Here is a 13,562-nt window from a genome sequence, read left to right as displayed (position 1 = left end):
GATCCACGAGTGTTCAGCTTGAGCGAACGCCATCTCGATCGAGCCGCTCACCCTCCGACCGCTCCCGGTATCTGGGGGCCGGGATTCCTGGTCAGGGCGCGAGTGGTCAAGCTTTTCAACAACTCGCGACGTTCATTTTTAAAGTTATCGACTATCCTGTTCATCCGCTGCGCAGACGCTTCCCGTGTCAGTTCAAGCTGGCCGTCAAGCTGTACAAAAGCCAACGCCGAGCGATCGGAAATAGCCAGGAACTGGTCGCTGTAGGCGCGCTCCAGAAACTCGATCCAGAACCCTTGGGCATTGATCGATTCAAGCAATGCAGAGGTTTGCTCAGCGTCCAACACTGCGTCATAAGCCTCATCGAGCTGGGCAGGTGTGACCTCGACACTCAAGCGGGTATTGATTTCTCGTGGTTGAGCGGGCAAATCCAGGCGTGCAGCCAATCCCACGCGATAAGCCAGGCTTATCTCCAGCGCTTGCTCGTTGGTCTCTGGCTCGGTACGGGCACGCGCGTTGATTTCACTCAAGGCCAGCCTCTCGACTTCCTGCAGACGGAACAAGCCCCGTGCCAGTACGATCATTGCCCCCTCCAGAACCCTGTTGTCGGTTGTCGCGGCAGCCATTGCCCGAAAACACAGGACCCGCACTTCCAGATCACTGAACAGCAATGAGGCCCCATCGGCGCTGATCCGTCCAATACTGGCCATCCGAAACAGCGATCGCCTCAACGCGTCGTCTTCACCCGCCGCCTCCAACACGTCCCAGACACGCTGGTTCAAGTCAACGTAGACCGCCCGAAAATCGAGCGTACCGCGCAGGCGATCCAAAAGACTGAAAAATGCCCTGGAGTCCGGATAGGCGGCCAGAGCAGTCCATAGCGCATTTTTACGCAAGACCTGTTCGGTACTCGCGCCAGCCAGCCATGGCGCAAGCTGCGCCAGACCATTGAGTACTCGCGCCGCTTCCCGACGAAAATCAGAGGTGATAATTCCGAGGCTGATCCCGCTCAACTCTTGATAGGTCGCTACGCGCTGCAGGCTTCCAGGTACCAGCAAGTTGCCCTGAATGTTGGTCCCCCGATTCAACTCCAGGGAGGCCTTGAACACCTCTTCAGGGATACGGCCGATCTGGTTGTCACGCAGATCCAGAGTGCGCAGTCTGGACAGACCGGAGGTGCCGATTGGCCATTCACTGATGCCCGTGCCACGTAATGCCAGCAGTTCGAGGTGCTGCAGATGGGTGACGTCCGGAGCCAGATTCAATGCCGGGTTAAAGTTCAGGTTCAATGCCTGCAACTGTTTGACATCGGCCAATAGCTTGACCGATTCCACGGTCAAGCGGATCTGGTTCTCACTCAGGTCCAGCTGCTCAAGCCGGGACATGCTGCCGATCGCCTGCGGCAAGCGCGTCAGGAAGTTACCGGTCAGGGACAAGGTTCGCAGATTGCTGAAGTTCTGCAGGAAAACGCTCATGCCTGCGCTCGTTCCGACCCGCTCCATGACCAGCGTGCCGACATGGCTGAAATCCCCCTTGATAACCGGCAACTCCCCCAGACGCAACGCGGGGAACCGGAGATCATAGAGCATCCCTTCACGGGTGAGCGTGCCAGGGGTTTCCCTGCGCCAGCTACGGATAATCGCTTGCGCCGCTCGGGACTTGCCGAGCCTGGGAACCTTGAGTCGCGGGCCGTCAGGGTCCTGCTGCCAGGTTTGCCGATTGATCCAGGTTTCCAGCGCTTCCCTGAGGGTCTGGAACTCGAGCCGCAGACTTTCAAGCTTCCTCAGCGCCAGCACCTCGTCCTTCCCCAAAGTGCGCAGAAAGCTGTTGATTTGTTCTGGCGAATGCATCGGGTAAAGCTCTTTTGCCCGGTGTACGATTGCGGGCGATCTCGGCGAGGGGGCCTGCAGGTGGGTTGAGGATTCAACCAAGCGAATGTCATTAACGGGGTCGGCCAGGCGCATGGGTGAAATGTAACCCGGCCGCACTGCCTGAATGCCGAGAATGGAATCCGCCGACAGACGCCGTTGCAGGACAAGGGCGGTAATTTTTTCCCTCAAGGCAACACCCTGATCCTCGGCTTCTACCCCCAGGGCCTTGCGACGTTGCGCCGAAAGCCCCTTCCAGAGCGCCTCGAAGTAATGTTCACGGGTCCGCTTGGGGAGAAAGGCCAATGTGGAATCGTCATCCCGGGCACTATAACTATCCGCGTTGGCATAGATCACCAGCCGCTCCGGCGCATCCTTGGTTCCGATACTCGCCGCTTCCTCCACGTAGAACGTCCCTTCAAACATCAGGACGTAGATGCCCCCCAACCATCCAGGCAGTTGCTCAAGGGTGGCGAACACCAATCGGTCAGTGTCCAGCCATCCCGTGGCGTTCAGATACAGGCCCTCGTAGGCTCGACTCTGGCGCACCACCTGCATGTACCGGCGGGCCTCTTCTGCCAGGCGCAAAGGCACCCTGGCAGCGTCCAGTTCATTCCATTCATGGGTGTCGGCATTGCGCACAAGCTCATCGGCGATGCTGACCGGCAGACCAGGGAATTCGGCCAGCAAGGGAGCCGCCTGAGTGCCCTGGAGCGCTTCGTTTCGCTGATAAACCCAAGCGAACAGGTCGAGCCTATGGAGGTCTGCCTCCTTCGCGAGCAACCGGGCCAGTTCCAGCGCTTGTGCAGTCGAATCATTGATCGACGAACCCAGCAGTCTTTCACGCTGCGCGGCGTTCAAGGCCGCCAATATGACCGGGAAGAATTGCCCCTTGCGGACCAGCCCCTGCTCAAGCTTGATTTTCTTGCTTGCGCTGGCAGGGCCGAACCCTTTCAACTGTTTCCCGGCAGTATCGACGATGTTCAGGCTGGTATCGCCTGGCCAGTCGCCCAGGGATGTCAGCAGGCGTAGCTGTAACTCGCTGTCAGCCAATGACGCGGACTCCGCGACCTGAAGCTGCTCGATGAACTGGCTGACGGCGTGGTCCGCACGGAAGCGATAAACAGTATCCACCAGCAATGCCGGGGGGCTGGTTCGGTCAAGGAGTATCTGGCGCAAGTGATTCTCTTCGATCCCGCTGGCTGCCAGAACCTGGAGCGCGGTTTCGTCGGGTATATCCACCGCCGAATAACCCAGCCGACGGAACAGCGTCAGACGATCCCACTCCTGCGGTAGCTCGGAGTCGTGACGCCAGGCTCCCAGGCCGTTGGTCTCAAGCAGCGGAGCATAGCCATCGCGTCCGGCAGGTTGACGCACTTCCCAGAGATCGGTTTCCGGCCTGGGGCGGACCCCGTAGACATCGTTGCCAATAGGCAGATAGGCCTGACCGTTAATCCAGCCCAGCCCTCTTTCATCGAACTTAAGCTTGCGTGGCAACACCAGGCTGTGGCGGTAGGCTGTAAGGTCTGACTTCCATAATCGTCGTTGGCCGTTTAGCAGCCGGATCTCCCTCAAGCCGTCGATGAATGTCGAATTCCTGATCCTTTTATAGGTTTTGCCGACTGCGCCAGCCCCGGCGGAGAACGCTGCAGCCAGCGTCAGGTTTTCGACGATGTCGAACAGATAATCCGTGGCTTGCTCCTGTTCGCCTTGAGACCAACTCTCTATTCCCTCATAAACTTCAAGTAACAATTGAGCGGCGCCCACCGCCATTATGATCTCACCCAACAGGGGCACAAACGAAGCACCCAGCAACAGAAGGTTGAGCCCGATTCCCTTGTAGCGCTCAAGCCGGTCCAGACGGGTTTTCTGGTCTTCATCGTCGGTGGGAACCACCAGCAGTCGCGCGTCAGCCATGACCCGGGCCATATGTTGGCGATACATCTCGCTGAACAAATCACCTTTGACATCGAAGCCTGACAACGACAGATAAAGGGAGTCTGAGGGAAGCGGATTGTTGGGTGGATTCAGCAGTCCGCTATCGAGCCCCTGTAGAAACGCAAACCTGTCGCCCAGCGCAATGAAACGAATAAAAAAAGCCCGGAACTCCTCGACTCGCAGGCGCCTGCTTAACTCCACCTCAAAATGCGTGAACGATGCGTACTCTTTCAGCGGCTGCAGCGGATCACCTGGCAGATAAACCACACAGCGATAGTCATCATCGGCATGGTCACTGACCGGACCGATGAACATCGCTCCTCGCAGTTCCAGGTCAAGCAACTCCAGTCTCTGATAAGCGAGGGAATTGTTACCCAGCTTGATCTGACCCTGATTGTTGCGCACCGATTCCAGCATTTTATAAACGTCGGCACTGATGTGTTTTTTCATCAGCGCAATGTGCCTATCCACTTCAAAGCAACGCTGTGAATGAGCGATACACTTGTCACGGACTTCACCCGTGGCTGGCTCCGGTGCGAACAGGCTGTTCAGATGCGTTTGATATTGCTTCCCCAAATCCAGCGTTCTGCAGAGACCGGCAAATTCATAAGGTTTGATCGCGAGGATTTTATTGCCATGTCCAGAGATCCTCTCTGGCTGATAAATCAATGAATCCTCGTGATAGTTGCCTGGAAGTGTTTCGCCGACCTCAAAGTTCTCGCACGCAGCGCTCAATAGATCCCTGTCGATGGGGGTAATGAGTTTCTTGCGCAAACCCAGCAGGCTCGAGGTGGACCGGATATGCTGAAAAACAATACCGGCAATATCCAGCTCCTCGCCCAGTTTGTCGGACATTGCCTTGGCCAACAGCGGAGCACAAAAATCTTCGGGGGACTTCATTTGACTCAGGGCGTTGACAACCTCGGCCCTTGAGGCATGGCTGGCAGTGAGGCTTTTATACAGCGCGTTGCGCATTTGAGCGCTGGCGGCCATCAGCCATTGAGGACTTTGAGCTTTAACCAATTCATAAAAGACACCTTGTTGCTCTGGCGTCATCGGGGCAGTAATTGGATTGTTTGCAACAGTAGGCATGATTGAGCATCCTTGCGACTGATAAGAGCAATCAGTCTATCGCCCGAACCTTCAAATAAAAGATCTAAAAGCCGATCAAAACAACCATTAACACATCAACAATAGAGATACTGACTATATACAAATACCACCACAGGCCGGCAGACATTAAAAGCCCTGAAACATGATAATCTCTTGAATCCAGGGCTTACGATTGACCAAAAAAGTCTGCTATCCACTCAGACGATCAAAACATTAAATTGCAAAATCTTATAATTCGACCTGTTCCAGTCCACGTTTTCTGAGCGCCGCGGCCAAGGCAGGCACATCATCAAATAATTTCCTGTTCAAGCTCCCCCAGTATTCACCTTCAATAAAAATCTTGATATCAGACTCCCACTCATTTTTTCGATGGTACCTGATGTAGGTGTATTCGAGGTCACCCGATCGCGAGCGATAGACGACCTTGGGATCATGGGTCAACACGCTATCGATCAGAAACATGGAAGGCCTGGGCAGGGCCTTTTCGAAGATCGGAAAAACATCCTCATTGGTATTGTACTTGTTTGATTCCAACATAATTGCAACGTCCTTGCTGCTATTTAGGTAAAACCGAGTTTAACTAAATCAAAAAATAATAAACCCTGCTCCGTAGAGATGGAGTCCGTAGGATTTATCGATAGTAGATGCAGTACAGCCGAAGATAACAGCAGACAGAACACTCAAATGAAATGGCCGGCTGGCCATTTTCCACTCCACCAGCCGGCCCCTGTACTTACCAGAATCGCTGCTGAGTCAATCGACTCCACCAGCTCGACAATACACGGTCAATCGAGCCGCTCGCCGCCAGACCGACCCGCTCTTGCAGGCTTTTACGCTCGGCGTAGTGCAGGTGGTACAGCTCGGCACCTTTGGCCCGTTCGGCGAGGTATTCATCGCTGGTCTTCAGTTCATCGACCAGTTGCTTGTCCAGCGCCGCGACACCGAGCCAGACTTCGCCGGTGGCCACTTCGTCGATGGCCAATTGCGGGCGGTAGCGCGAAACGAAGTTCTTGAACAACTGATGGGTGATGTCCAGTTCTTCCTGGAATTTTTCCCGACCCTTCTCGGTGTTTTCGCCAAATACGGTCAGGGTGCGCTTGTACTCACCGGCAGTCAGCACTTCAAAGTCGATGTCGTGCTTTTTCAGCAGGCGATTGACGTTGGGCAACTGGGCCACCACGCCGATCGAGCCGAGGATGGCAAACGGCGCGCTGATGATCTTCTCGCCGATGCAAGCCATCATGTAACCGCCACTGGCTGCAATCTTGTCGATGCAGATGGTCAACGGCACCCCGGCCTGACGGATCCGCGCCAGTTGCGAAGAGGCCAGACCATAGCTGTGGACCATGCCGCCGCCGCTTTCCAGACGCAGCACTACTTCATCCTTGGGCGTCGCCAGGCTCAGCAGCGCGGTGATTTCGTGACGCAGGCTTTCAGTGGCGGAAGCCCTGAGGTCGCCATCGAGATCCAGCACGAACACCCGAGGCTTGGCGTCATGCTGTTTCTTCTGTTTTTTCTCGAGCTTGCTTTCGACTTTGCGCAGGGTCTTGAGTTGATCCTTGCTGAGCAAGGCCTGCTCCAGGCGCTCACGCAGCTCTTTATAGAAATCGTTGAGCTTGCTGACGTGCAACTGGCCCGCAGCCTTGCGCCGGCCTTTGCTGCGCAGGGCCGCGAAACTGGCCAGGACCACCAGAATAGCGATCACCAGGGTGATGGTTTTAGCCAAAAAAGTTGCGTACTCCGCAAAAAACTCCACAGGGACTCCTTAAATACTGTGCGCCGCTGGACAATCGGTCGCGGGATACCTCAAGCATACTCATGCGCCCGCCTCGCGGCCAGCCGTGAAACCTGCTGTTACTGGCCTCTAACGGACATTTCAAACAAGCGTATGTTTTTTTATTGACAGCCCACCGCCATCCCCATAACCTCGCAAAACTTACAACGCACCGGGATGACGCGCACGTGGGCAGCATCTACTTGATTCGACATGGCCAAGCCTCCTTCGGTGCAGACGACTATGACGTCCTGTCGCCGACCGGTGTGCGCCAGGCCCAAGTGCTGGGCAGGCACCTGGCTGAACTGGGCCTGAGCTTCGATCGCTGTCTGTCTGGCGACTTGCACCGGCAACAGCACACCGCCACCAGCGCGCTCGAGCAGTTCAGTGCCGTCGGTATGCCGGTACCCTTGCTGGAAGTCGATTCGGCCTTCAATGAATTCGATGCCGACGCCATCATCCGTGCCCTGCTTCCCGGCCTGCTACCGGACGAACCCGAGGCGCTGAACATCCTGCGCAATGCCACGCAGAACCGCACAGAGTTCCAGCGTATCTTCGCCTTGATCATCGAGCGCTGGCTCAATGGCACCTACGACACGCCAGGACTGGAAAGCTGGCTGGGGTTTGTCGGTCGGGTCCAGGCCGGTTTGCAGCGTATCCTCGAGCAAGCGGACAACACCCAGAAAATCGCCGTGTTCACTTCCGGCGGGACCATCACCGCCCTGCTCCACCTGATCACCCAAATGCCTGCCGCACAGGCCTTTGAACTGAACTGGCAAATCGTCAACACCTCGCTCAATCTGCTCAAGTTTCGCGGTCGCGAGGTGGCCCTGGCTTCCTTCAACAGTCATGCGCATCTGCAACTGCTGAAGACCCCGGAACTCATCACCTTCCGTTGAGTACCGGGCCATTGTGACCCTGTTGTAACAACCCATAAAAAGGATCGAACCATGACCTCCGTAGCTGACGCCGTACAAGCAATGAAAGCCAAGTTCAACCCAGCCGCTGCTGCGGGCCTGGACCTGGTATTCGGTTTTCGCATCGACGAAGAACAGAACTTCTCGCTGGTCGTCAAAGACGGTACGTGCGAGCTGAAAGAAGGTGAAAACCCGGACGCCGGCGTGACCCTGGTCATGGACAGCGAAACCCTGAAAGGCATCGTCAGCGGCGAAACCGATGGCATGCAGGCGTTCATGGGCGGCAAGCTGCGCGCTGAAGGCGACATGATGCTGGCGATGAAGCTGAGCGAATTGTTCCCGGCCTGAATGCACGGCTCCCGGCCTCGGGAGCACGTATGGCTGCAAACGAATCCCGCCTTTATGGCGGGATTCGCGTTTTTCGCCTCAAAGCCAACCCAAAATTATTGGCTGTCCACAGGCCGGTCAGTTAAGAGAAATGCACAGTACTTCGACATAAACCAGAGCCTTTCGGCGAGTGTAATATCGCCAAGATCGCAGCCTGCGGCAGCTCCTACGCTGCGCCGATTCACCGTTGTGATAACGGGTGTGCGCAAAACGTGTAGGAGCTGCCGCAGGCTGCGATCTTTTGGGGGCATCCAGTGCTTAACTGACTGGCATTGGTCCACACGCCCCCACTTGCGGCACCAGGCGGATATCGACACGACGGTTGGCCGCTCGCCCGGACTCGGTATCATTGCTGGCGATCGGCTGGCTGGCCGCGATTCCCTGGACAACAAAGCAACTGTCGGGGATATCACTCATGCGCTGCATCCAGTCACGCACTGCCAAGGCGCGGGCGCGGGACAGCTGCAGGTTCTGCTCAGCGTTGCCCGTGGCATCGGTATGCCCGGCGATCATGATCAGCCAGCCTGGCTGGGCCTTGATGTCGACCAGAGCATTGATCAGCACCTTGGTCGAGTCAGGCTTGAGTTCGGCGCTGCCTGCATCGAATAGCGACAGACTGTCCAGGCGCACCGGATCGGGCAATAAACCCTCAGTGTCCGGACCTGCCAGCCAGACCTTCCACCCAAACCAGCCGGCCAAGGCGATAGTCGCCGCCACTGCGAATAACCACAGGGCGATACGACGCCTCCTGGTTTTCAGGTGAGAGGCCGACACTTCAGGCTCATGGAGGATCGGCAGAATGACCACAGGCATCACGAATGCCGGTTCAGGCACCCTCATCGACTGTGGCATTGTCTCGCCCGAAGAGATGTTTCGCTCCAGGCGTTGCATCAGGCTGCCGACCTGCTGGCGCAGCGCCTGCAGCGCGACCTGAGGGACCTGGACCTGGCAATCCAACCGATCGCTCAAGCGCTCCAGCTCGGTGTCCAGCTGCACCAGCGCTGGCAGACGACCTGCATTCAGCTCCAGGCTGCGCAGCAACGGCTGCAGTTGAGCGAACAACCAGGCCAGGATATCCAGGCGCACTGACGCCACAGTTGGCCACACGTTCGGCCACTCGCAGACAAGCGTCGCTATCAGCGCCACTCCCTGCACCAGGCCATCCAGACCATGGCGTTGGCTGCGAGCCAGCGCGAAGGAGGTCACGGTTTGCAGTTCCGCTCCGTTCTTCTGGAATAACGTCAGGCACAACTGCTCCACCTTTAACCAGTCCACGTCCGGACACGCCGGGTGGCTCAATTTGGCCAGTTCATCGTGCAGCGCCATAAACTCGGCGAAGCCACGCGGATCACCGCCGAGTCGAATACGCATTTCAAACAACGCCGTCATCGCGCATGCTTTCCGTTAGAGGTTTCACGACTGCGACAGGTAGTTCTGCCGCTTCAGGTGGCGCACCAATACTTTGCCCTCGGGCGCCAGGGTGGTGCCGAAGGTCACCCGTTTGCCTCCCTTCAGTTGCATGTCGAGGGCGTATTCCAGATGACCCGGCTGAGCCTGCGGCAGCAGTTCAATGTTCACAGTCTGCAACCGCGGCTCGTACTTGAGCAGGGTGACGGCTATGGTCCTCATCAGCCCATGGGCCGTGGCGGGTAACCCCTGCAGGATCAGGCCCATATCCGGCAGACCGTAGTCCGGCAAATGACTGAGCGTGCCAGCCCGGCTGTTGAGGATGCGTTGCAGGTTGTCCAGCACCGACAGGGTGTACTGGTCCTCTTCGCCGACTCGATACAGGTCAAGCTCGCCGTCGAAATTCTGCAGGAGCATTTCGTAGAGGGAAGGATTGAGTTCGGGCATTGCTTACTCCTTCGCCAAAGGTCGCAGGGCCAGCCGGTTGTCCCCCAGCTCGATCACCCGCGCCCGGTCCGGCTCCAGGTCATCGCGGGCCATAGTCAGGCGCCACGTATGCATCCGGGTATCGGGTTGGCGGAACAACGCGACCACCGCGACGAACTGCGCGTTCTTGTCCATGGGCACGTTCAACTGCGCCCCCTCCCCGGGTTTGACCACCATTGCTCGCTGGTCCAGCAGATCGACTCCGAGCACACTGTCGTCATCGCTCAGCAAGCTGTCGTAGGTGGCTTTCTCCAGCGCCTTGCTATCACGCAACTGGTACACCCGCACCAGTGTCGGCACTGACAACGCGCCCATGTTCGCCACATCGGTGTTCATCGCTGCTCGCCCGCTAAAGTCCAGGTGCAGGGTTTCCACCTGCTTGTAGAAGATCGCCTTGGCGGTGGATGTGGTGCTGTCGGTCACGGTCTGGGTCAGTCCGCAACCGCCCAGCAGTGCACCGATAGCAGCCAGCATCGATGATTTAAAAAAGGTACGCGACATGCTGTATCTCCCTGTCCCGGGGGTTGTTCGAAAGGCCTTGATAGCGGCCGAGGTTGATCGTGATTGTGTCGTGCTCCGCGACCTGCCAGGCGTCGCCACCCAGGCCCAGTACAGCGGTCATGCCCAGGAGGATCGGCGCTCGCCCCAGCACCGGCTCGGGCAGGCTGGTCACCGGCAACGACAACTGCAGCTTGGCGGTGCAACGCCAGCCCAGGTACACCCGCAGCAGCACCAGCAGGTCGCAGCACAACTGGCCATCCGGCAACCAGCCACGGGCCTCGTCTGGGTCCTCGGTGAACAGCGCCAGGTGCAACTGACTGTTGGCGTCGTGCCCGACACTGCCCAGAGGCGTGCCTTGGGACAAGCTCACCGGATGGCACCTGGACAGACTGGCCGGCTGCGCCAGGGGAATTTTCTGCGGCCAGTGTGGCGTCACCCGCGCCTCGGTGTTGGGTGCCAATAGCTTGACCAGCGCGATGATGCCTTCAGCGTTGCGGGTGGGCAGGCGCATCACGCTGAGCAGCGCCAGGAAGCGTGATATGGGTGTGGCAATGTGCTTGGCGGTGCCGGGAATCCCCAGGCCGATCAGCCCCAGCAGGCATTGCGAAGTCGCATCAGTACCACCCGCCTCGAACGTGGCCGGGTACGAGTATTTGCGCCAGATGCGGTAGAACTGGGTGAAGATCCGGTGGTTGAACATGTCGAGGAAGGCTTCCAGTGCCTCATGCCCCTCCCGCCGCTGGGCGATATCATCCAGAAAAGCCGTCGGCAACGGCGAGTCGACACCGTACAAACCGAGCAGGCGGGTGCGCACCGTGGCCGGGTGCTCCGGGTCATCCTCAGCGGTTTCGATGGCCTTCAGTTCGCCGCCAGGGAACCCCATGCCAGGATCCGGCCGAAAGCGCACAGGGTCATCCGCCGGGTGCGTGGTGCTGCCCAGTGGCGGGTGATTCGGCAAGGCCTGTTCCAGCAACTGGCAGAAGCGAAACAGATTGGCCTCGGCCACCCGTCCCTCCAGTGCCTTCAGTAAACCGCCGGCTTTCAGCCGGGAATACGCTGACTGTGGTTCTCGTTCCATCGCAGGCACTTTCCAGTAGGTTGCAGGATCAGCGTGAGCTGGTTGTACAAGTGAATGTCGGCATACAGGCCAAAGAAGCGATTGAGCATTTCGCCGAACAGGCTGATGTCGCCTTCGCCAGAAAAGCCATTGGCATCCAGGGTCACTTCGATATCCACTCCGCGTAGCAGGAAGCCTTTCTCGAAGCGCTGGATCAGGTGGTGGCTAACTTCGACGATCGCCGCCAGGCGGCGTCGATTCAGCTCGCTGCCCGTCCAGTCGTACAGCGCCAGGGTGCCTCGCAGCACCTCGGCGTTATCGAGCATCGGCAAGAAGTTCGACCCCAGGTGGCTGAGTACTCGCCAGTGAAAACGATCGCGGTTCGGCGGGTAGCACGGCAAGGTCGGTGCACACAGATTGCGCACCCGCAAACCCGCCTGGGTGGATTGCACCAGGGTATCGAGCAAGGTGCTTTGCAGCGCCTTGCGCGGCAACTGCCCGTTAGTGCCGGTCAGGCGCAACGACAGGCTCTCGCTCTGGTGCAGCTGATCCTCGTCGAAGCCCTCGCCTCCGAGGATCAGCCAGGTGTCGTGCAAACCATTGGCGCCACGCTTCAAGCGCGTATGGAAGTAACGCTCGGGCGCATCAAAGCGCAGCATGCCGCCCTTGTGACGAAAGCTGGTGAACGGCACATAGTCCTGGCGCTCGGCGTTCTTTGAGGCGGTGACCTGATCCACCGAGTAAATTTCCAGATGACCGTCCTGCAAACGCATGGGCCGCAGCAGGTAGTCGGTTTGCAAGGGCGCCAGGGTCAGTGGGTCGGCCTCCAACGGGAACAGATTGATCACCGGCACGGCATGCAGGCGAAGGTGCTCGTTGCTCAGCTCGAATGCGTGCGGCCACGGCTCGCGAAGCACCGCTTCGAGTTCGAACCAGGGCATGCCTGGGACGATGCTCAAGTGTTCCAGCCCACAAAGGGTCACGAACATGAATTTCTCGGGGAAGGTGAAATACTCCAGCAGCAACTGATAACCGCTGAAGGCGCTGTCGCCCTTGGGCCACAGGCGATCCTCATCGGCGAAACCCTTGGGCGCAAAATGGCCGTCCAGCCCATGACGGTCCGTCTGCCCCGGCAGGCGCACGTACAACGCCTGAGTGTGCAGAGTCAGTGCCTGATGCAGCGCACTGGCCAGCGGGGCATCGGCATTCAGGTACAGCGGCAGGCGGCTCAGATCGACCTCGCTCCAGTCCAGCAACGCACCGCAGGCGAAGCGCAGGCGCAGCACCGAACGACCGTCCGCCTCGTGGGCAACTCGCAGAGACTCCAGGGCCAGCGGCTGCAGCGTCAGATCCTGGGTAGTGGTGTAGCGGCAACGGGTGCGCTGTGGCCCGATGGGCTGCGACAGCACTTCGAAGCCCTTGCCGATCAGCTCGCTGCGCTTCATCTGCTGAAGCTCAGGCACCAGTTCGATCACCGACAGGGATGGAATAGTGCGCAGGTAATGCGGCCACAGCAGACTGACCAGGCCTTCGGTCAGCTCCGGCAGGTCATCGTCGAGCTTCTCGCGCAGGCGCCCCATCAGGAAGGCAAAGCCCTCGAACAGGCGTTCCACATAAGGGTCACGCGCTCCCGGCTTATCCAGGTTCAGCTGTGCCGCCCGGTCCGGGAAGGCTTCGGCGAACTCCTTGCCGGCCTCGCGCAGATAGCGCATCTCGGCGTCGAAATAGTGCAGTGTCAGATTGTCCATGCTCAAAGAAAAAATCCTGATGAATAAGGTTCAGCCGCAGAGCACTGCAGCGCGTACCGGGTCGATGGCCACCAGCGCAGCCAGCAGCGCCTCCATCCGCCGGGCCAGGGTCGGCTTGTCCGCATCGTTGCGCTGGGCTTTCAAGCGCAGCAGCTTGAGCAGGCGTGCCTTGACCTCGAAATTCAGCTCGGGCTCCCACTCGGCCAGGGCCTGGCGCTGTGCGCTGGCATCCAGTTCGCCCAACAGGTGGATGGCCAGATCGTTCCTGGCATATTGCTCGGCCACCCGCGCCATCAGCAGGCGCAGTAGCCAGCGCTGCCGCCCGGTCTGCACCCCGGGCCGCGCGGCCAGCCAGGCCAGCGCCTGCTC

The 13,562-nt window shown here is 58.6% G+C and carries 11 protein-coding genes; 2 read left to right on the top strand and 9 right to left on the bottom strand.

Going from position 1 to position 13,562, the window contains the following annotated elements; all coding sequences use genetic code 11:
- Nucleotides 1-47: 47 nt before the first annotated feature.
- The 3 genes from F8N21_RS14785 to sohB all read right to left on the bottom strand — a co-directional run bounded on the left by F8N21_RS14785 (nt 48) and on the right by sohB (nt 6,672).
- Nucleotides 48-4,895, bottom strand: coding sequence for an NEL-type E3 ubiquitin ligase domain-containing protein (locus F8N21_RS14785; RefSeq protein ID WP_224788225.1), 4,848 nt, complete (start codon nt 4,893-4,895; stop codon nt 48-50).
- Nucleotides 4,896-5,144: 249 nt separating this feature from the next.
- On the bottom strand, nt 5,145-5,453 hold the full coding sequence (locus F8N21_RS14780) for a hypothetical protein (protein WP_150642841.1): 309 nt from the start codon (nt 5,451-5,453) through the stop codon (nt 5,145-5,147).
- Nucleotides 5,454-5,649: 196 nt separating this feature from the next.
- A complete protein-coding gene (gene sohB, locus F8N21_RS14775; protein WP_150642840.1) occupies nt 5,650-6,672 on the bottom strand; it encodes a protease SohB in 1,023 nt (340 codons plus the stop codon).
- A gap of 206 nt (nt 6,673-6,878) precedes the next feature.
- On the opposite strand from sohB, the gene F8N21_RS14770 reads away from it, so the two are divergent.
- On the top strand, nt 6,879-7,589 hold the full coding sequence (locus tag F8N21_RS14770; RefSeq protein ID WP_150642839.1) for a histidine phosphatase family protein: 711 nt from the start codon (nt 6,879-6,881) through the stop codon (nt 7,587-7,589).
- Nucleotides 7,590-7,640: 51 nt separating this feature from the next.
- Nucleotides 7,641-7,955 (top strand): SCP2 sterol-binding domain-containing protein, encoded by a 315-nt coding sequence (locus F8N21_RS14765; RefSeq protein ID WP_150642838.1) that lies wholly within the window; start codon nt 7,641-7,643, stop codon nt 7,953-7,955.
- 297 nt (nt 7,956-8,252) lie between these two features.
- On the opposite strand, the gene F8N21_RS14760 is transcribed toward F8N21_RS14765, so the two are convergent.
- From F8N21_RS14760 to F8N21_RS14735, 6 genes are all read right to left on the bottom strand, one after another.
- Entirely contained in the window at nt 8,253-9,365 is a 1,113-nt protein-coding gene (locus F8N21_RS14760; protein ID WP_318184172.1) for an OmpA family protein, read from the bottom strand.
- Between the two features lie 42 nt (nt 9,366-9,407).
- Entirely contained in the window at nt 9,408-9,848 is a 441-nt protein-coding gene (gene tssE, locus F8N21_RS14755) for a type VI secretion system baseplate subunit TssE (RefSeq protein WP_150642836.1), read from the bottom strand.
- Between the two features lie 3 nt (nt 9,849-9,851).
- Nucleotides 9,852-10,388 (bottom strand): type VI secretion system lipoprotein TssJ, encoded by a 537-nt coding sequence (tssJ, locus tag F8N21_RS14750; protein WP_150642835.1) that lies wholly within the window; start codon nt 10,386-10,388, stop codon nt 9,852-9,854.
- On the bottom strand, nt 10,369-11,466 hold the full coding sequence (tssG, locus tag F8N21_RS14745; protein ID WP_150642834.1) for a type VI secretion system baseplate subunit TssG: 1,098 nt from the start codon (nt 11,464-11,466) through the stop codon (nt 10,369-10,371). The genes tssJ and tssG overlap by 20 nt, the downstream gene beginning before the upstream one ends.
- On the bottom strand, nt 11,430-13,199 hold the full coding sequence (tssF, locus tag F8N21_RS14740; protein WP_150642833.1) for a type VI secretion system baseplate subunit TssF: 1,770 nt from the start codon (nt 13,197-13,199) through the stop codon (nt 11,430-11,432). Before tssF ends, tssG begins: the two co-directional genes overlap by 37 nt.
- A 24-nt stretch (nt 13,200-13,223) precedes the next feature.
- Nucleotides 13,224-13,562: type VI secretion system domain-containing protein (locus tag F8N21_RS14735; protein WP_191624329.1), on the bottom strand; the 339-nt coding region annotated here is incomplete at its 5' end.

Source organism: Pseudomonas fluorescens (genome assembly GCF_902497895.1).
Taxonomy (GTDB): domain Bacteria; phylum Pseudomonadota; class Gammaproteobacteria; order Pseudomonadales; family Pseudomonadaceae; genus Aquipseudomonas; species Aquipseudomonas fluorescens_BP.
The sequence above is the reverse complement of the archived record's forward strand: the minus strand, read 5'-3'. Positions and strand labels throughout refer to the sequence as shown.

What these genes read in the sequence shown, in the direction of transcription:
- F8N21_RS14760 (WP_318184172.1), bottom strand. Translation starts at nt 9,365, where the DNA reads ATGCGTATTCGACTCGGCGGTGATCCGCGTGGCTTCGCCGAGTTTATG.
- F8N21_RS14785 (WP_224788225.1), bottom strand. Translation starts at nt 4,895, where the DNA reads ATGCCTACTGTTGCAAACAATCCAATTACTGCCCCGATGACGCCAGAG.
- tssE (WP_150642836.1), bottom strand. Translation starts at nt 9,848, where the DNA reads ATGCCCGAACTCAATCCTTCCCTCTACGAAATGCTCCTGCAGAATTTC.
- F8N21_RS14765 (WP_150642838.1), top strand. Translation starts at nt 7,641, where the DNA reads ATGACCTCCGTAGCTGACGCCGTACAAGCAATGAAAGCCAAGTTCAAC.
- tssG (WP_150642834.1), bottom strand. Translation starts at nt 11,466, where the DNA reads ATGGAACGAGAACCACAGTCAGCGTATTCCCGGCTGAAAGCCGGCGGT.
- tssJ (WP_150642835.1), bottom strand. Translation starts at nt 10,388, where the DNA reads ATGTCGCGTACCTTTTTTAAATCATCGATGCTGGCTGCTATCGGTGCA.
- F8N21_RS14780 (WP_150642841.1), bottom strand. Translation starts at nt 5,453, where the DNA reads ATGTTGGAATCAAACAAGTACAATACCAATGAGGATGTTTTTCCGATC.